17 protein-coding genes are annotated in these 16,800 nt (G+C 62.5%); 11 read left to right on the top strand and 6 right to left on the bottom strand.

The features are described 5' to 3' along the window. Position 1: 1 nt before the first annotated feature. Positions 2-1,159: an efflux RND transporter periplasmic adaptor subunit EmhA gene (gene emhA / locus ACYP2Q_RS24475; RefSeq protein WP_459732834.1), complete on the bottom strand. Its 1,158-nt coding sequence runs from the start codon at positions 1,157-1,159 to the stop codon at positions 2-4. 268 nt (positions 1,160-1,427) lie between these two features. Between emhA and emhR the strand changes: the two genes are divergently transcribed. After that, a complete protein-coding gene (gene emhR / locus ACYP2Q_RS24470) occupies positions 1,428-2,060 on the top strand; it encodes an efflux system transcriptional repressor EmhR (protein WP_274073446.1) in 633 nt (210 codons plus the stop codon). A 263-nt stretch (positions 2,061-2,323) separates the two neighbouring features. Here emhR and ACYP2Q_RS24465 read toward each other — a convergent pair whose 3' ends face one another. From ACYP2Q_RS24465 to ACYP2Q_RS24455, 3 genes are read right to left on the bottom strand one after another with little or no spacing between them, the layout of a single operon-like run. Continuing rightward, a complete protein-coding gene (locus ACYP2Q_RS24465; protein ID WP_459732833.1) occupies positions 2,324-3,373 on the bottom strand; it encodes an alkene reductase in 1,050 nt (349 codons plus the stop codon). Between the two features lie 30 nt (positions 3,374-3,403). After that, the gene (locus ACYP2Q_RS24460) at positions 3,404-4,570 is read right to left on the bottom strand and encodes an MFS transporter (protein ID WP_459732832.1); all 1,167 of its coding nucleotides are present in this window, start codon (positions 4,568-4,570) and stop codon (positions 3,404-3,406) included. Positions 4,571-4,604: 34 nt separating this feature from the next. Continuing rightward, a complete protein-coding gene (locus ACYP2Q_RS24455) occupies positions 4,605-4,907 on the bottom strand; it encodes an ArsR/SmtB family transcription factor (RefSeq protein WP_459732831.1) in 303 nt (100 codons plus the stop codon). 169 nt (positions 4,908-5,076) lie between these two features. Between ACYP2Q_RS24455 and ACYP2Q_RS24450 the strand changes: the two genes are divergently transcribed. Beyond that, positions 5,077-5,655 (top strand): acyl carrier protein phosphodiesterase, encoded by a 579-nt coding sequence (locus ACYP2Q_RS24450; RefSeq protein WP_459732830.1) that lies wholly within the window; start codon positions 5,077-5,079, stop codon positions 5,653-5,655. A 124-nt stretch (positions 5,656-5,779) separates the two neighbouring features. Here the strand turns inward: ACYP2Q_RS24450 and ACYP2Q_RS24445 are convergent, their stop codons facing one another. After that, on the bottom strand, positions 5,780-6,571 hold the full coding sequence (locus ACYP2Q_RS24445; RefSeq protein ID WP_459732829.1) for a lysophospholipid acyltransferase family protein: 792 nt from the start codon (positions 6,569-6,571) through the stop codon (positions 5,780-5,782). Next, on the bottom strand, positions 6,571-7,326 hold the full coding sequence (gene olsB, locus ACYP2Q_RS24440) for an L-ornithine N(alpha)-acyltransferase (RefSeq protein WP_459732828.1): 756 nt from the start codon (positions 7,324-7,326) through the stop codon (positions 6,571-6,573). The genes ACYP2Q_RS24445 and olsB overlap by 1 nt, the downstream gene beginning before the upstream one ends. Positions 7,327-7,481: 155 nt before the next feature. Between olsB and ACYP2Q_RS24435 the strand changes: the two genes are divergently transcribed. The 9 genes from ACYP2Q_RS24435 to ACYP2Q_RS24395 all read left to right on the top strand — a co-directional run bounded on the left by ACYP2Q_RS24435 (position 7,482) and on the right by ACYP2Q_RS24395 (position 16,777). Further along, a complete protein-coding gene (locus ACYP2Q_RS24435) occupies positions 7,482-8,360 on the top strand; it encodes an acyl-CoA dehydrogenase middle domain-containing protein (RefSeq protein ID WP_459732827.1) in 879 nt (292 codons plus the stop codon). A 179-nt stretch (positions 8,361-8,539) separates the two neighbouring features. Next, positions 8,540-9,634, top strand: a complete 1,095-nt coding sequence (locus tag ACYP2Q_RS24430) for a serine hydrolase domain-containing protein (RefSeq protein WP_459732826.1) — start codon at positions 8,540-8,542, stop codon at positions 9,632-9,634. Further along, the gene (locus tag ACYP2Q_RS24425) at positions 9,631-9,954 is read left to right on the top strand and encodes an amidase (RefSeq protein ID WP_459732825.1); all 324 of its coding nucleotides are present in this window, start codon (positions 9,631-9,633) and stop codon (positions 9,952-9,954) included. The genes ACYP2Q_RS24430 and ACYP2Q_RS24425 overlap by 4 nt, the downstream gene beginning before the upstream one ends. A gap of 148 nt (positions 9,955-10,102) precedes the next feature. Next, entirely contained in the window at positions 10,103-11,278 is a 1,176-nt protein-coding gene (locus ACYP2Q_RS24420) for a M20 aminoacylase family protein (RefSeq protein WP_459732824.1), read from the top strand. 81 nt (positions 11,279-11,359) lie between these two features. After that, positions 11,360-12,670, top strand: coding sequence for a citrate-proton symporter (locus ACYP2Q_RS24415; RefSeq protein WP_459732823.1), 1,311 nt, complete (start codon positions 11,360-11,362; stop codon positions 12,668-12,670). A 2-nt stretch (positions 12,671-12,672) separates the two neighbouring features. Continuing rightward, entirely contained in the window at positions 12,673-14,115 is a 1,443-nt protein-coding gene (locus tag ACYP2Q_RS24410) for an amidase (protein WP_459732822.1), read from the top strand. A 69-nt stretch (positions 14,116-14,184) separates the two neighbouring features. After that, positions 14,185-14,955: an IclR family transcriptional regulator gene (locus ACYP2Q_RS24405; RefSeq protein WP_459732821.1), complete on the top strand. Its 771-nt coding sequence runs from the start codon at positions 14,185-14,187 to the stop codon at positions 14,953-14,955. Positions 14,956-15,027: 72 nt separating this feature from the next. Continuing rightward, entirely contained in the window at positions 15,028-15,618 is a 591-nt protein-coding gene (locus ACYP2Q_RS24400; RefSeq protein WP_459732820.1) for a YceI family protein, read from the top strand. Position 15,619: 1 nt separating this feature from the next. Further along, entirely contained in the window at positions 15,620-16,777 is a 1,158-nt protein-coding gene (locus ACYP2Q_RS24395; RefSeq protein ID WP_459732819.1) for a phospholipase D-like domain-containing protein, read from the top strand. Positions 16,778-16,800 lie beyond the last annotated feature (23 nt).

Raw genomic sequence — 16,800 nt, 5'->3', positions numbered from 1 at the left:
GTTACTCCCCTTTGCCGCTGGCAGCCTGCTCAGCTGGCTTGGCGGGGGCCGGGTTCTTGGCGCCTACGTTGGTCGCGTCAGTGGCCTTGACTTCGATGCCGGGCTTGACGAATTGCAGGCCTTCGGTGATCAGGCGATCGCCGGCTTTCAGGCCGTCTTCGATCAACCACTGGTTACCGACGGTGCGGCTGGCCTTGAGCTGACGCAATTCGACCTTGTTGTCCGGGCCGACGACCAGCGCGGTCGGGGTGCCCTTGAGGTCGCGGGTCACGCCTTGCTGCGGGGCCAGGATCGCCGCGCTGTTCACACCAGCCTGCAGCTGCGCGTGGACGAACATGCCCGGCAGCAGGGTGTGATCGGGGTTCGGGAACACGGCACGTAGAGTCACGGAACCGGTGGTCTGGTCAACCGACACTTCGGAGAACTCCAGTTTACCGTCCAGTTTGTACTCGCTGCCGTCTTCGAGGGTCAGCTTGACCTTGGCGGCGTTGTCGCCGGCCTTTTGCAAGCGACCGCTTTCCAGCTCGCGCCGCAGTTGCAGTAGTTCGACCGAGGATTGCGTCACGTCGACGTAGATCGGGTCAAGTTGCTGAATGACGGCCATCGCTTCGGTCTGCGCGTTGCTGACCAGCGCGCCCTCGGTCACCGTGGAACGCCCAATTCGGCCGGTCAGCGGTGCGTAGACCTTGGTGTAGCGCACATTGATCTGGGCCGATTGCAACGAGGCCTCCGATTGCAAGCGATTGGCCACGGCAGTGTCGTATTCCTGGCGGCTTACAGCCTGTTCGTTGACCAGTTGCTGGTAGCGATCGGAGATCGACTTGGTCGAACGCAGGTTGGCCTCGGCGCTTTTCAGGGTGGCCTCATAGACCGAAGGATCGATCTGATACAACTGCTGGCCGGCCTTGACGTCACTGCCTTCTTTGAAGAGACGCTTGAGAATGATGCCGTTGACCTGCGGGCGAACTTCAGCGATGCGGAACGCACTGGTACGACCCGGCAAATCCGAGGTAAGCGTAAACGTTTGCGTCTGCAGGGTAACGACGCCGACCTGAGGCGGTGGTGCGGGTGGAGCGGCTTCTTCCTTTTTACATCCGCTGAGCAGCGATGCCAGGGCGACGGCGGCGACCAGAGCGGTAACAGCTGGCTTGAATTGCATGAAAATCCTCGGGTCAGGCGCGAAAAAAAACGCACAAGAAAAGATGGAAGGTTAAAAAGTGGGGGCCGGGTGGATAAGTAGCATGCTAAGGAATATACTTACATTCACGGCTGTTTGTAAAGGCCCTGACCATGTACCCAGGTCGTTACAAACGCCTTGGAAAGGTCAAAATCGTAGTCCCGGGGACGATACCCAAGAGCTCTCGCCCCGCTTTTATTCAGCTGATATCCAGACATCGCTGAAGCATCCTGATTGAGGTTGTACTGCCATGGTCCGTCGTACCAAAGAGGAAGCTCAAGAAACCCGCAGCCAGATACTCGAAGCGGCCGAAAAAGCCTTTTTCGAGCGGGGCGTGGCGCGCACGACCCTGGCGGACATCGCGACCCTGGCCGGCGTCACCCGCGGGGCGATCTACTGGCATTTCAGCAACAAGGCGGACCTGGTGCAGGCCATGCTCGATACCCTGCATGAGCCTCTGGATGAAATGGCCAAGGCCAGCGAAAGTCCGGACGAGCCCGACCCCCTGGGCTGCATGCGCAAGCTGTTGATTCATTTGTTTCATCAAATTGCGCTGGACCCGAAAACCCGACGCATCAACGAGATTCTGTTTCATAAGTGCGAGTTCACCGATGAAATGTGCGACTTGCGCCAACAGCGCGTGGCGGCCAGCCTGGACTGCAATGTACGGATCGGCCTGGCTCTGAGTAACGCGGTGAATCGCGGGCAATTGCCGGAAAACCTCGACACGGCTCGCGCGGCCATCAGCCTGCATGCCTACATCGATGGCATCCTCTACCAATGGCTGCTGGCCCCCGATAGTTTTCAATTGCACAGCGAGGCTGAGCGCTGGGTCGATACCGGGCTGGACCTGTTGCGCTTCAGCCCCAGCTTGCGCAAATGAAGCAAAATGCGTAATTGGCCTGGTATGTGTCAACCGTTCAGGGTGCAGATGAACAGTTCTTCATGGGTTCTGGGGCATTGGGCTGCTTTTATATACTTACAGTGGGCAGGTTGACAGGTAGCAGGCTCAGTATTTTGTAGGAATTTTGTGTCGCCCTTGCGTCAATCCAAAATCCGCACGGCCCCTGTAGGGCCAGACCGCGTACACGACAAAAAAGCCCCGGCTCTTTCGAGTCGGGGCTTTTGCGTTGCAACGGCTGATGCTTACAGCGTCGGGTAGTCGATGTAGCCGACCGGCCCCTTGGCGTAGAACAGCTCTGGACGCGCTTCGTTCAACGGAGCGTCGGCTTTCAAGCGTGCCGGCAAGTCCGGGTTGGCAATGAACGGTACGCCGAAGGCCACGGCATCGGCCTTGCCAGCGGCCAGCCAAGTGTTGGCGCTGTCCTTGGTGAAACGTTCGTTGACGATGTACGGGCCGCCGAAGGCTTCCTTGATCTGCGGGCCGAGGCTGTCGTCGCCTTCTTTCTCGCGGGAGCAGATGAACGCGATGCCACGCTTGCCCAGTTCGCGCGCAACGTAGGTGAAGGTTTCCGCCAGGTTGTCATCGCCCATGTCATGGGAGTCGGCGCGCGGTGCCAGGTGTACGCCGACACGGCCGGCGCCCCAGACTTCGATCGCGGCGTCGGTCACTTCCAGCAACAGGCGGGCGCGGTTTTCCAGGGAGCCGCCATAGTTGTCGGTGCGCTGGTTGGTCCTGCTTTGCAGGAACTGATCGAGCAGGTAACCGTTGGCGCCGTGGATTTCCACGCCGTCGAAACCGGCGGCCTTGGCGTTTTCCGCACCGGTGCGGTAGGCGTCGACGATGTCGGCGATTTCCTCGGTTTCCAGGGCGCGCGGGGTCGGGTAGTCGGCCAGTGGACGAACCAGGCTGACGTGACCCTTGGGCTGGATGGCGCTCGGTGCCACCGGTGCTTCACCGCCCAGGTACGAAGGATGCGATACACGACCCACGTGCCACAGTTGCAGGAAGATCTTGCCGCCCGCGCCGTGGATCGCCTTGGTCACGTTGGCCCACCCGCGCACCTGGTCATTGGACCAGATGCCGGGGGTGTCCGGATAGCCGACGCCCATCGGCGTGACCGAAGTGGCCTCGCTGAGGATCAGGCCGGCGGAGGCACGTTGTACGTAATACTCGGCCATCAGTGCATTCGGTACGCGGCCTTCGTCGGCGCGGCAACGGGTCAGCGGGGCCATGATGATGCGGTTGGCCAACTCGAGGTCGCCCAGTTTGATCGGATCGAAAATAGTGGTCATTCAGTACAACCCTCGTGAGGTAATGGTTTATCAGTTGGTAGCAGGAGCCAGTTCGGGATTGCCGCTCTGACGGAAAGTGATCAGGGTTACCAGCAGGGCGAGTACCGCCAGTACGGCTGCCGCGAGGGGCACGCTGGTCAGGCCGAAACCGTGGGCGATGACGCTGCCGCCGACCCAGGCGCCCAGGGCATTGCCGACGTTGAAGGCGCCAATGTTCAGGGTCGAGACCAGGTTCGGCGCGGCCTTGCCGTAGGTCACCACGTTGACTTGCAGGGCGGGCACGGCGGCAAAACAGGCGGTGGCCCAGAGGAACAGGGTGATTTCGGTGGGGATCAGCGCGACGCTGGTCCAGGTCAGCACGGTGGAGACCACGGCCATGGCGATGAAGACGCCGATCAGCGTCGCGGCCAGGCCTTTGTCCGCCAGCTTGCCGCCGATGATGTTGCCGGCTGTCAGGCCCAGGCCGATCAGCATCAGGGTCCAGGTCACGCCACGGGGCGAGACGCCGGTGACTTCGCCAAGCAGCGGAGCGACGTAGGTAAACAGGGTGAACACTGACGCGGAGAACAGTGCGGTCATGCTCAGGGACAGCCAGATACCGGCGCCTTTGAGAGCGCGCAGTTCGGCGCGCATGTCGAGTTTCTCTTCATCGCGCTTGGCCGGCAGGAAGCGGATCAGGCCGATCAGTGCGATCACACCGATCACGGTCACTGCCCAGAAGGTCGAACGCCAGCCGGCTTGCTGACCCAGGGCAGTACCCAGCGGCACGCCCAGCACGTTGGCCAGGGTCAGGCCGGTGAACATCAGGGCCACGGCCGATGCGCGTTTGTTGGCCGGTACCAGTCCGGCCGCCACGACAGAGCCGATGCCGAAGAATGCACCGTGACACAGGGCAGTGACCACTCGGGCAAACATCAGCACGTTGTAGTCACTGGCCACTGCGCAGAGCAGGTTGCCGATAATGAAGATGCCCATCAACGCGACCAGTGCGGCCTTGCGCGGCAGTCGGGCGGTGGCCAGTGCCATGAACGGCGCACCGATGGCCACGCCCAGGGCGTATCCGGTCACCAGCCAGCCGGCACCGGGGATCGATACACCGAGGTCGGCGGCCACGTCGGGCAGCAAGCCCATGATGACGAACTCGGTGGTGCCGATGGCGAAGGCGCTCAGGGCCAATATGAGTAGCGAGAGGGGCATGGTTTATTCCTTATCGGCGTACTGACGTAAAGGGTCAGAGCTCTTTGCTGAAGACTTTGAGGAACTCCTGGATGGTTTCCTCATTGCGTTTAAAGAAATGCCACTGGCCGACTTTGCGGCTGCTGATCAGGCCGGCGCGTTGCAGGGTGGCCAGGTGTGCGGACACCGTGGACTGCGACAAACCGCAACGTTGATCGATCTGCCCGGCGCAAACGCCGTGCTCGTTGCTGTGGGACTGGTCTGGAAATTCGACGTACGGATTTTTGAGCCAGTGCAGGATTTCTCGCCGTACCGGGTGCGCCAGGGCTTTTATTATTTCGTCGAGTTCAAGGTTCATGGTCGGGGGCTCGTGATGTGTAAAACGCAATATCGCGATGAAGCGAACTTTAAATCGTTATTTCGCGATATACCAATATGATTTCGCTCTGACAGCCGAATAAATCGGTATATCGGGTTATAACGATACGATAGGTGTGGAGACACAGGCGCAATGCTAAGCTGCGCCCATGAACTATCTCGCACATCTTCACCTCGGTGGCCAGCGTCCCGGTCAATTGCTCGGCAGTCTGTATGGCGATTTCGTCAAGGGGCGGCTGCAAGGGCAGTTTGATCCGGAGATCGAAGCGGCCATCCAGCTGCATCGCAGCATCGACGTATTCACCGATCGCCATCCGCTGGTGGATACCGCGTTGTCGCGGTTTTCCCTGACGCGTCGGCGTTATGCCGGCATCGTGCTCGACGTGTTTTTCGACCACTGCCTGGCCCGGGACTGGAGGCTGTATGCCGACCGGCCGCTGGCGTTGTTCACGTCGGACGTGTACCGGGTGCTGTCCACTCAATCTCAACTGCCGGAACGCCTGGCGAAAATCGCGCCGCACATGGTGGCCAACGACTGGTTGGGCTCGTATCAGGAATTTGAAGTGCTGGAGCAGGTGTTGCGGGGGATTTCGCGGCGCTTGACCCGACCGGAAGAACTGGCCGCTGCGATGCAGGAACTGCGGGAGTTGTATGAGCCGCTTAGCGACGACTTCCGCTTGTTCTATCCGCAGCTTCAGGACTTTGCCCAAAACCCTCGACCAATATAAATCTCCTGTGTGCGAGCCTGCTCGCGATAGCGGTGTGTCATTCAACATCATTGTTGACTGTTAAACCGCAATCGCGAGCAGGCTCGCTCCCACAGGGGGGGTGTATTTTTCCAGGTGAATTGGGTCAGGCAGCGATGGCGGGGCGCATCGGGGCTAGCTGTTTCTCCGGTATGGCTCCAAACAACGCCTCCTGCACCGCCTGCTGCGCCTCGTACGCCAGTGCTGCACGCTCGCGACCTTCGCAGGCAATCGGCTTGAGCAGGTGAATCTCCACACCGCCCCGGTCGTTGGCAAACAGGCGCATCAGGTGCGACAACAGATCATCATCGCCAACGAACGGCGCCAGGGTGTCGGTCTCGCCGTTGCGCACGTAACGAATCGCCACCGGTTGCAGCGCCACTTCGGAGTCGATGGCGGCTGACAGCAGGCGACCATGGAACGTGCGCAGCGAGCGGCCGTCCGTGGTAGTGCCTTCGGGGAACATCAGCAGCGGGTGGGCCTGCGCCAGGTGGCGGGTCATTTGTTTGCGGATCAACTGGCTGTCACCCGAACCGCGACGGATGAACAGGCTGCCGGCCTTGGCTGCCAGCCAGCCCGCGACGGGCCAGGTGCGCACTTCGGCCTTGGACAGGAACGACAGCGGCGTGAGCATGCCCAGTAGCGGAATATCGGTCCATGACACGTGGTTGCTGACCCACAGCATCGGCGCTTGCGGCAGCTTGCCATGAACCGTCACATCAAAGGGCAGGGCGTTGCTCAGGCGCGCCATGAAAAACCGCGACCAGCGCTGACGGCGTTCCATCGAATGGGCCAGTCCCAGCCGCTCGAACACACCGAACACGCTGGCCATGCTCAGGCCGAGCCCGACCACCAGCAACACCCGGGCGATTCGCGTGTACACGCGCAAGCGACTCATTACACGGCCGCCTTGAAGTGTTTGGCGTAACGCGGGCAGAGTTCGTCGCGCTTGAGCAGGATGAACACATCGGCCACCTGGAAATCTTCGTCCCAGCATGGCTCGCCGCAGATCTTCGCGCCCAGGCGCATGTAGGCCTTGAGCAGCGGCGGCATTTCGGCGATCACGTTCGAGGGAATATCCAGGGTCGGTAACGGCTTTTTCGGTTCGGCGCGCAGGTGCTCGGTGCACAGGTAGCGTTCGCGCAGACGCTGCATGATCGCGTGTGCCTGGATCCCGCCGTCCTGCATCGGAATGCTCGCGCACCCCATCAGGTAGCTGTAGCCGCCCTGGTTCAAGACTTCGGCCAGCTCACCCCAGAGCACGGCGATGGTGCCGCCGTTGCGGTAGGCCGGGTCGACGCAGGTGCGGCCGATTTCCAGGATCGGGCCTTGCAGATGGACCAGGCCGTGCAGGCTGAATTCTTCTTCGCTGTAAAACTTGCCCAGGCTGCTGGCGGCGGTGTGGTCGAGCAGTCGGGTGGTGGCCACCAGGCGTCCGGTATTCAGGTCGCGCACACCGATGTGGGTGCAGTGGACATCATAGTCGTCCATGTCCAGACCCAGCTCGGCGCCTTTGAGCTTGGCGTTGAATTCGCCGCTGAACACGTTGAATCGCAGGGCCTGGGCTTGCTGCAACGCCTCGGCGCCCACCAGGCGTTCGGCTTGCAGGCGGCGTTCGTTGCCGGTGTCGCTGATACGGGCGATCTGGGTCATGGCGAATCTCCGTGCGGGCTGCTCACCCGTCTTTGGGTTACAGCGAATCGACTTTCTTTATCCAGCCTTGTTGTGCAAAGTCAGGCTATGTAGCCCCGGTGTCATCGCCATTAAGCTTTGGTGATGCTTGTATGACAGCCCACAAGGAGCCTCTTATGCCCTGGCAAACCCTGTTGAATCGCCACGCTCGCTTGCCCGCCAACCCGGATCTGGGCGAGGGGTTCGCCGCATTGTTGCAGCAGCTGGGCAACGTCACCCCGTTTGAACTGGCCGTGGTCGGCGCACGCATGATGGCGACGCCCGGGCTGGCGTTCCTGGTGGGTTATCAGGCGGCGTTGCGCATGCTCTGGCCAAGCGCGCCGCCGAGCCTTGGCGCGTTGTGCGCGACCGAGCAACGCAGCCTGCGGGTGGCCGAGATGCAGACCCGCCTGCACGATTTGCGCTTGAGTGGGCGCAAGGATTTCGTCACCGCGGGCGATGCCGCCGATTGGCTGCTGATTGCCGCCCGCAGCGAACAGCCCGGCGAAACGCCGCGCCTGAGCCTGGCGGTGGTCTACCCGGATGAGCCAGGCGTGCGCGTGGAAAAACTGCCGCCGATCCCGTTGATGCCGGACATCAGCCACGGCCGGCTGTTTCTCGATAACGCACTGTGCGAACTGCTGGCGGGGGATGGCTGGGATGCCTACGTCAAGCCGTTCCGAACCCTGGAAGACATCTACGTATTGAGTGCCATGACCGCCTGGCTGTACGGCGTCGGCCAGGACTGTGACTGGCCACAAGCCTTGCAATTGCGCTTGCTGGCGCTGCTGGCCGGGTGTGCGGAAGTGAGTCGACAGCCTCCCGTCAGTCCGGCGGGGCATGTGTTGCTGGGTGGGTTGTTTGCGCAGTTTGAGGGGTTGAAGGCTGAGGTTAATGAAGCGCTGGCCAAGGGGCCGCCGGAGTGGGCGGCCATGTGGCAGCGGGATCAGGGGGTGATGGATCTGGCGGCTGAAGCGCGGGGCAAGCGATTGGCTAAGGCACTCGTGAATTTTTAGTGAATTGACTGGCCCCTTCGCGAGCAAGTCGAATCGTCGCACCGCCGCTCCCACATTTTGAAAGGCGTTCTCCTGTGGGAGCGGGCTTGCTCGCGAAGGCGGCCGCATTAACAACACCAATCCCGGAACTGTCATCAACCTCTACTAGGCTCAGCAGTTCATCCCCACGAGCCCACGCCATGTTCAAAGGCTTGTCCCTGATCTTCATGCTGCTGCTCAGCCTCACGGCCCGCGCTGAAAACTGGCCTGCCGAACAATGGTCGCCCGGCCCGACCGTCACCGGGCCAGCGCTCCAGGCTCTGGAAAACTACGCCTTCCCACCCCGCAACGACACCACCCGCCAAGGCATCCGCACCGACGCCTTTCTGGTGATCCGCGACGGCCAGTTGATCTACGAGCGCTACGCCGGCCCGACCACCGCCGGGACACCCCACCTCATCTGGTCCATCAGCAAAAGCCTGATGGCCACGGTACTCGGCGTGGCGTATGGCGAAGGCCGGTTCAAGCTGCAGGACAAGGTGGCCAGGTTCTATGCGCCACTGCAAAAACACCCGGACCTGAGCATGGCCGACTTGCTGCATTGGGCCTCGGGTCTCGACTGGCAGGAGGATTACGAATACGCACCGCTTAATTCCTCGGTGGTGGCCATGCTCTACACCCGAGGTCACCGGGACATGGCTGCCTTCACCGCCGATCACGGCACCTACGCCGCGCCGGGGCAGGCGTTTCGTTATTCCAGTGGCGACACTAATCTGCTGTCCGCCGCGCTGAAAACCATCGTCGGTACGCAGCGCTACGCGGACTACCCGTGGACTGCGCTGTTCGAACCCCTGGGCATTCGCCGAGCGATCTGGGAAACCGACGCCACGGGCACCTTCGTCGCCTCGTCCTATGCCTACCTTACCGCTCGGGATCTGGCCCGCATCGGCCTGTTAATGGCGCGGGACGGTCGCTGGGGCGATCAACAACTGCTGCCCAAGGACTGGGTGGCCTTCAATCGCGAGCCCTTCGCGCACTATCGCGCCAACCAGGACGATGCGGTGCCTGGCGGCCACTGGTGGCTCAATCGGGCCGCAGACGGGGTAGCCCGACCCTGGCCCGATGCGCCCGCCGATACGTTCGCCGCCCTGGGCCATTGGGGCCAGGCGCTGTACGTGATTCCCGGGGAAAACCTGGTGATCGTGCGTTATGGCGATGATCGCGATGGCCAGTACCAGCACAACGAGCTGCTCAAGCTCGCGCTGAAGGCCTTTGCCGGGACGGTGAAACCATGAGCGGTTTCATGAGGCGCCGACCGATCAGTTCATTGTTGTCGATCCTGCTGCTCGCCCTGCTTGGGTGGATCTGGCAGGAGCGGGTGGCGCTCTGGGCATTCCCGGACATCATCAGCGCCTACACCGCCAAGGAATACTGTTCGTGCCGCTACGTGATGAACAACGACGCCGAATATTGCCTTGGCTACGTCAAGCAATGGCTGCCTTTCAGCGGCTTTACCGATGACGCTGCCAGCAAGCGTGTGTCGGTCAGTGGCCTGGGCCGTAGCAACAGCGCGGCATGGATCAATGATCATCAAGGCTGTCGCCTGAACCCCTGACCTGCAGGTTCCATCTGGTGGAACCACATTCGATTGTCCTCGCGCGCGAGTCGCGGTTATCTGGTGGCGAGCGCGACCTGCCTTTCAAGCGTCGCGAAATCATAGCGAACAAAAAGAACGGGAACACACCCGGCCCGAGGAAATCGTCATGACCCGACATCAGCACATTCTTGCCTGGCTCAACGACGTCGCCAGCGACCTGCACGCCACTCGCCAGGATATCCATGCCCACCCGGAACTCGGCTTCGAAGAAAACCGCACCTCGGCGCTGGTGGCCAAATCCCTCGCGGAGTGGGGCTACGAGGTGCACACGGGCATCGGCAAGACCGGCGTAGTCGGCGTCCTGCGCAACGGCAACAGCCCGCGCAAACTCGGCTTGCGCGCGGACATGGACGCGCTGCCGATCATCGAGAATACCGGTGCGGCCTACAGCAGCCGGCACCAGGGCTGCATGCACGCCTGCGGGCACGACGGCCACACCACGATGTTGTTGGGCGCGGCCCGTTACCTGGCGGCGACTCGCCAGTTCGACGGCACCCTGACCCTGATTTTCCAGCCGGCCGAAGAAGGTCAGGGCGGCGCGCAAGCGATGCTCGCCGATGGCTTGCTCGAACGCTTTCCCTGCGACGCATTGTTCGGCATGCACAACATGCCAGGCCTGCCAGCGGGGCACCTGGGCTTTCGCGAAGGGCCGATGATGGCGTCGCAGGATTTGCTCACTGTGGTCATCGAAGGCGTCGGCGGGCACGGTTCCATGCCACATCTGGCGGTAGACCCCTTGGTGGCGGCGGCCAGCGTGGTGATGGCCCTGCAAACCGTGGTCGCGCGCAACATCGATGCGCAACAGGCGGCGGTGGTGACGGTCGGTGCATTGCAGGCCGGGGAGGCGGCCAACGTCATTCCCCAGCAGGCGATCCTGCGCCTGAGCCTGCGTGCATTGAATGCCCAGGTGCGCGAGCAGACTCTCGAGCGAGTGCGCGCGATCATCGAAGCCCAGGCCCGCAGTTTTGGTTGCAGTTCGACCATCGAACACCGCCCGGCCTATCCGGTGCTGGTCAACCACGCCGCCGAAACCGAGTTCGCCCGCCAAGTCGGCGTCGAGCTGATCGGCGCCGACGCGGTAGACGGCAATACGCCCAAGTTGATGGGCAGCGAAGACTTTGCCTGGATGCTGCAACGCTGCCCCGGCGCCTACCTGTTCATCGGCAACGGCGTATCGCGGCCGATGGTGCACAACCCTGCCTACGACTTCAACGACGACATCCTCCTGACCGGCGCGGCGTATTGGGGCGCGCTGGCCGAGAGCTGGCTCAAGCCGGCCTGAGCCTTTCACTTTCTACTGCCGCTGGACCGGGCGCGTCACGTCGCGCCCGGCATCACCCAACAGGTTTCTGGAGAGTTCCCCATGCACACTTCGAGCACCGGTGTTTCGCGCACCCGGCAGGTGGTCGCTGCCGTTATCGGCAACGCGCTGGAATGGTATGACTTCATCGTCTATGGCTTCCTGGCGAGCATCATCGCCCGGCAGTTTTTCCCCTCCGAGGACGAATACGCGTCGCTGCTGATGGCTCTGGCGACCTTCGGCGTCGGCTTCTTCATGCGCCCGGTAGGCGGCATTCTGCTGGGCATGTATTCGGACCGCAAAGGCCGCAAGGCGGCGATGCAGATGATCATCCGCCTGATGACCGTGTCGATCGCGCTGATCGCCTTCGCGCCGAACTACGCCGCCATCGGCATGGGCGCACCGCTGTTGATCGTGGTCGCGCGGATGCTCCAGGGCTTCGCCACCGGGGGCGAATATGCCAGCGCCACGGCCTTCCTGGTGGAAAGCGCACCGGCGCACCGCAAGGGCCTGTACGGTTCGTGGCAATTGGTCGGGCAATGCCTGGCGGTGTTTTCCGGGGCGGGCATGGTGGCGCTGTTCACCCATCTGCTGACCCCCGAGGCCCTGGACAGCTGGGGCTGGCGGATTCCCTTCATGATCGGCCTGTTGATCGGCCCGGTTGGCCTGTGGATTCGCAAGCACATGGAGGAACCGGAAGAGTTTCTTGAGGCGCGCAAACAGGCCAAGGGCGAAAGCCCGGGTTTGCTGCAAGTGATCCGCGAACATCGCCGCGCCATCCTGGTGTCGATGGGCCTGGCCTGTGGCGCGACGGTGTCGTTCTACGTGGTGCTGGTGAACATGCCGACCTTCGCCCACAAAAACCTCGGCCTGCCGCTGGACCAGGTGCTGCTGGTGCAGATGCTCGCGGTAGCGGTGATGACCGTGGTGATTCCGCTGTCCGGCGCTTTGTCGGACCGCCTCGGCCGCCGTCCGGTGTTGATGGCTTTCACCCTGGCGTTTTTCCTGATGGTGTATCCGCTGTACGTGTGGGTCGCGGCGGCGCCCTCGGTGGAGCGCTTGCTGGTGATGCAACTGCTGCTGTGCACGGCGATCGGCGGATTTTTCGGCCCGGCACCGACGGCGCTGGCCGAGCAGTTTCCGATCGAAGTGCGCTCCACCGGGGTGTCGGTGGCCTATAACGTCGCGGTCATGGTGTTCGGCGGTTTTGCCCCGCTGATCGTGACCTGGCTGAGCAAGGCCCTGGGTACGCCGGTGGCGCCATCGTTCTACGTGTTGTTCGCTTGCGTGCTGACGCTATTGGGCACTTACTGCATGCAGGAAGCACCACGGGCGAAGAAATCCGTTGCACTTGACCTTGGGGTGAAACCTTGAGCATGAATCCGATTGTAGAAATGGACGCCGATGCATTGTCCCGGGCGATCCACGGGCGGCAGGTGTCCTGCCGGGAAGTGATGCAGGCCTATCTGGCGCAGATCGAGCGCTTCAATCCGCTGGTCAATGCGCTGGTGTCGCTGCGCCCGGCCGAGGAGCTGCTGGCAGAGGCCGACGCCTGCGACCGACAACTGGAGCAGGGCCAGTCCCGGGGCTGGATGCACGGCATGCCGCAAGCGATCAAGGACCTGGCGGCCACCGCCGGTTTGCGCACGACCATGGGCTCGCCGTTGTTCGCCGAGCAGGTGCCGCAGCACGATGCCATCAGCGTGGCGCGGGTGCGTGATTGCGGCGCGATCATCATCGGCAAGAGCAACGTGCCGGAATTCGGCCTCGGCTCGCAGACCTACAATAGCGTGTTTGGCACCACTACCAATGCCTACGATCCGTCGCGGGTGGCCGGCGGCAGCAGTGGCGGGGCGGCGGTGGCGCTGGCGTTGCGCATGCTGCCGGTGGCCGACGGCAGTGACATGATGGGTTCGCTGCGCAACCCGGCGGCGTTCAACAATGTATTCGGTTTTCGCCCGTCCCAGGGCCGTGTGCCCCACGGCCCGCAGCCCGAGGTGTTTGTCCAGCAACTGGCCACGGAAGGGCCGATGGGTCGCACGGTCACCGATGTTGCGCGGTTACTTGGCACACAGGCCGGGTACGACCGGCGCGTGCCGTTGTCGCTGACTCAGGATCCGGAGATTTTCCATCAGTCGCTGGCGCAGGATTTCAGCGAGGTTCGCGTGGGTTGGCTGGGTGACTACAACGGCTACCTGCCGATGGACCCTGGCGTCATGAGTCTGTGCGAGTCCGCGTTGCAGGATTTCACGGCCTTGGGCTGCAAGGTCGAAGCCTGCCAGCCGGATTTTTCCATGGAGCGCCTGTGGCAGACCTGGCTGGTGCACCGCCACTGGCTGGTGCAGGGCGGCCTCGGTAGCCTGTATGCCGATCCGCACAAACGCGAACAGCTCAAACCCGAAGCCCAATGGGAAATCGAGGGTGGCCTGCGCCTGACGGCGGCGGATGTGTATCAGGCCTCGGTCAGTCGCAGCGAGTGGTATCGCGCCCTGAACGATTTGTTCAAACGTTACGATTTCTTGCTGCTACCCACTGCCCAAGTGTTCCCTTTTGATGCACAAACCCCTTGGCCGCGCGTCGTCGGCGGGCAGGGCATGGACACGTATCACCGCTGGATGGAGGTGGTGATCGGACCTACCCTGGCCGGTTTGCCAAGCATGAACGTTCCGGTGGGCTTCAACCCGGCCGGACTGCCGATGGGCCTGCAAATTATTGGCCCGGCCCAGGCCGATCGCGCGGTGTTGCAACTGGCTTATGCCCACGAGCAACTGACCCAGTGGGTCAATCGCCGGCCGCCCGGCTGTCTGCAAAGTGCGTGAAACCTGTAGGCAGGCCCACATCTTGCTGCAAAAATCGATCATCCATTAGCGCCCAAGGAGATCGAACACATGGACAGCAAGGCTGAAACCGGCAGCGTACGTTCGGTCGAGCGCGCCCTGGCGATCATCGAGTTGCTGGGCGAGCATCAGGCGCTGGGCCTGGAGGAGTTGCACTACCTCACCCAACTACCCAAGGCGACGGTGTCGCGCATGTTGCTGACCTTGCAGGAGCAAGGCTGGATCTATCGCGGATTGAGCGACCGGCGTTACCGCCTATGTGCCAAGCGCCTGTTCGGTGACAGCCGGCAGCGCTTCAAGCGGCGCCTGGTGGAAAACGCCGCGCCGCTGTTGCTGGAGTTGAGCGAGCGCACCGGGCTGGTGGCGGACCTGTCGTGCTTCGATGGCGAGCGGGTGGAGGTGATGGAAAGTGCAATCCCGCAGGTTTTGCGCAAGCGCTATCCGAACAACTGCCAGATTGTCGGCCAGCACGCCAGCCTGTTCCATTCGGCCATGGGCCGGGCCTGCCTGGGTGAGCTGCAAAGCCATGAAGTGCAGCGCCTGGCCGAGCGTGAACGACTGAACGACGAATCGCTGTTCAGTGCCACCGAGCAGGCGTTGCATCAAGGCTTCGGCCAGCGCACCGAGGGCTACTGGGAATACCCGGTGCGGTTACCCTTCCTGATCCGCGCGGTGGCCTTGCCGATTCACACCGATGGCCGGCTGGTCGGCAGCATGGCGTTGCACTGGCCGATGGATCAGGCGCCAGTTGAACGGGTGCTGAGCCTGCACCTGAGCAGCCTCGCCGCGACCATTGGCAATGTGCAGCAGGCGATGGCCTGACATTTAAAGGATTTGCAATAGCGCTGCGGGCAGTTAAGGTTCAGCACAGGTTTATCTGCCCCCCGAGTGTCTATGTTCCAGCGGTCTGTCTGCAAAACCCTCGCCTGCCTTTTGTTGGCCGGCGCTTCCTTGTCGGCCCAGGCCAACTGGTACCTGGACGGCGAATCCTCGCGGCTGTCGTTCGTCAGCACCAAAAACGCCAATGTGTCCGAAGTGCAGCGCTTCCTGGTGTTGCACGGCAAAGTCGACCCCGGCGGAAAAGCCGAAGTGGAGGTCGAGCTGGACTCGATCAACAGCGGCATTCCCTTGCGCGATGAACGCATGCGCAAGGAGCTGTTCGAGATCGAGAAATTTCCCGAAGCCCTGATCACCACGCAAATCGACCTGCGCCCGATCAACGACCTGGCGCCTGGTGCGCAACTGGAATTGCGCCTGCCGCTGACCGTCGACCTGCACGGCAAGCAACACACCTACAACGCCGAACTGCTGGCCACCCGTCTCGATGACCGGCGTTTCCAGGTGGTGACGTTGGAGCCGGTGGTGGTCAGTGCCGAAGACTTCGACCTGGCGCCGGGCCTGGAAGCGTTGCGCAAGGTCGCCGGCCTGTCGGCCATCAGTCTGTCAGTGCCGGTGGGTGCGGTGCTGATCTTCACGGCGCGTTGACATGGCCGGCCCGATCTTTCCCTGGCGTGAAGGCAATAGTTTCCAATTGCTGGTCGACGGCCCGCAATTCTTCCCGCGCATGCTGGTGGCGATTGCCCGCGCCGAAGAACAGGTCGAGCTGGAGCTGTACCTGGTGGAGGCGGGCGCCTGTGCCGAAGCCATGGTCCAGGCACTGGTCCAGGCCGCCGAGCGCGGTGTGCGGGTGCGCTGCCTGTTCGATGATTACGGCAGCCTTGCCTTTACCCTGACCCTGCGCCAACGACTCACGGCCGCCGGCGTCGAACTGCGCTTCTACAATCGCCTGAGCTGGCGGCGCTGGTTCGGCAATTTCTACCGCGATCACCGCAAGCTGCTGCTGGTGGACCAGAGCCTGGCGGTGGTCGGAGGCACCGGTGTGACCGATGAATTCTGGACGCCCAACGAAGACGTCAGCGAGTGGCACGAAGTGATGGTGGAAATCACCGGCCCGCTGGTGCTCGACTGGCAATTGCTGTTCGACCGCCAATGGATCGCCAACCGCCATCGTCGCGCCTGGCGCCCGGCTTCGCATTTCGGCCTGCCGCGCCTGCCCCGCGTGCCGTCCACGGGCGAGGGCATGGGCCGCGTCGCCTATGCCGACGCCCGCCAGCACAGGGACATCCTGCAATCGTTGATTCGTGCGTTGAACAGCGGGCAGAAACGGATCTGGCTGGCCACACCGTATTTCCTGCCGACCTGGAAAGTCCGTCGCTCACTGCGCCGGGCGGCGGCCCGCGGCGTCGATGTGCGGCTGCTGTTGACCGGCCCGCGCACCGATCACCCGTCGGTGCGTTACGCCGGGCATCGCTATTACCCGCGACTGCTCAAGTCCGGGGTGAAGATTTTCGAATACCAGCCGTGCTTCCTGCACCTGAAAATGGTCCTGATCGATGATTGGGTGAGTATCGGTTCGTGCAACTTCGACCACTGGAACCTGCGCTTCAACCTGGAGGCCAACCTTGAAGCGCTGGACCCCGGACTGACCCGTGACGTGGTGGCGAGCTTCAACAAGGACTTCTCGCTGAGCCAGGAAGTCAGCCTGGAGGCATGGCAACGCCGCCCGCTGTGGAAGCGGGTGAAGCAGCGGGTGTGGGGCTGGGTGGACCGGTTGGTGGTCAATCTGCTGGATCGACGCGGGTAGTCGCTACACCAAATACCCCTGTA

The sequence above is a fragment of the Pseudomonas sp. MHK4 genome, from assembly GCF_054600775.1.
This window is presented reverse-complemented; position numbering and strand designations above follow the sequence as displayed.

Excerpts from the sequence above, each read along its gene's own strand:
- emhA (WP_459732834.1), bottom strand. The coding sequence starts at position 1,159 with ATGCAATTCAAGCCAGCTGTTACCGCTCTGGTCGCCGCCGTCGCCCTG.
- emhR (WP_274073446.1), top strand. The coding sequence starts at position 1,428 with ATGGTCCGTCGTACCAAAGAGGAAGCTCAAGAAACCCGCAGCCAGATA.
- ACYP2Q_RS24465 (WP_459732833.1), bottom strand. The coding sequence starts at position 3,373 with ATGACCACTATTTTCGATCCGATCAAACTGGGCGACCTCGAGTTGGCC.
- ACYP2Q_RS24460 (WP_459732832.1), bottom strand. The coding sequence starts at position 4,570 with ATGCCCCTCTCGCTACTCATATTGGCCCTGAGCGCCTTCGCCATCGGC.
- ACYP2Q_RS24455 (WP_459732831.1), bottom strand. The coding sequence starts at position 4,907 with ATGAACCTTGAACTCGACGAAATAATAAAAGCCCTGGCGCACCCGGTA.
- ACYP2Q_RS24450 (WP_459732830.1), top strand. The coding sequence starts at position 5,077 with ATGAACTATCTCGCACATCTTCACCTCGGTGGCCAGCGTCCCGGTCAA.
- ACYP2Q_RS24445 (WP_459732829.1), bottom strand. The coding sequence starts at position 6,571 with ATGAGTCGCTTGCGCGTGTACACGCGAATCGCCCGGGTGTTGCTGGTG.
- olsB (WP_459732828.1), bottom strand. The coding sequence starts at position 7,326 with ATGACCCAGATCGCCCGTATCAGCGACACCGGCAACGAACGCCGCCTG.
- ACYP2Q_RS24435 (WP_459732827.1), top strand. The coding sequence starts at position 7,482 with ATGCCCTGGCAAACCCTGTTGAATCGCCACGCTCGCTTGCCCGCCAAC.
- ACYP2Q_RS24430 (WP_459732826.1), top strand. The coding sequence starts at position 8,540 with ATGTTCAAAGGCTTGTCCCTGATCTTCATGCTGCTGCTCAGCCTCACG.
- ACYP2Q_RS24425 (WP_459732825.1), top strand. The coding sequence starts at position 9,631 with ATGAGCGGTTTCATGAGGCGCCGACCGATCAGTTCATTGTTGTCGATC.
- ACYP2Q_RS24420 (WP_459732824.1), top strand. The coding sequence starts at position 10,103 with ATGACCCGACATCAGCACATTCTTGCCTGGCTCAACGACGTCGCCAGC.
- ACYP2Q_RS24415 (WP_459732823.1), top strand. The coding sequence starts at position 11,360 with ATGCACACTTCGAGCACCGGTGTTTCGCGCACCCGGCAGGTGGTCGCT.
- ACYP2Q_RS24410 (WP_459732822.1), top strand. The coding sequence starts at position 12,673 with ATGAATCCGATTGTAGAAATGGACGCCGATGCATTGTCCCGGGCGATC.
- ACYP2Q_RS24405 (WP_459732821.1), top strand. The coding sequence starts at position 14,185 with ATGGACAGCAAGGCTGAAACCGGCAGCGTACGTTCGGTCGAGCGCGCC.
- ACYP2Q_RS24400 (WP_459732820.1), top strand. The coding sequence starts at position 15,028 with ATGTTCCAGCGGTCTGTCTGCAAAACCCTCGCCTGCCTTTTGTTGGCC.
- ACYP2Q_RS24395 (WP_459732819.1), top strand. The coding sequence starts at position 15,620 with ATGGCCGGCCCGATCTTTCCCTGGCGTGAAGGCAATAGTTTCCAATTG.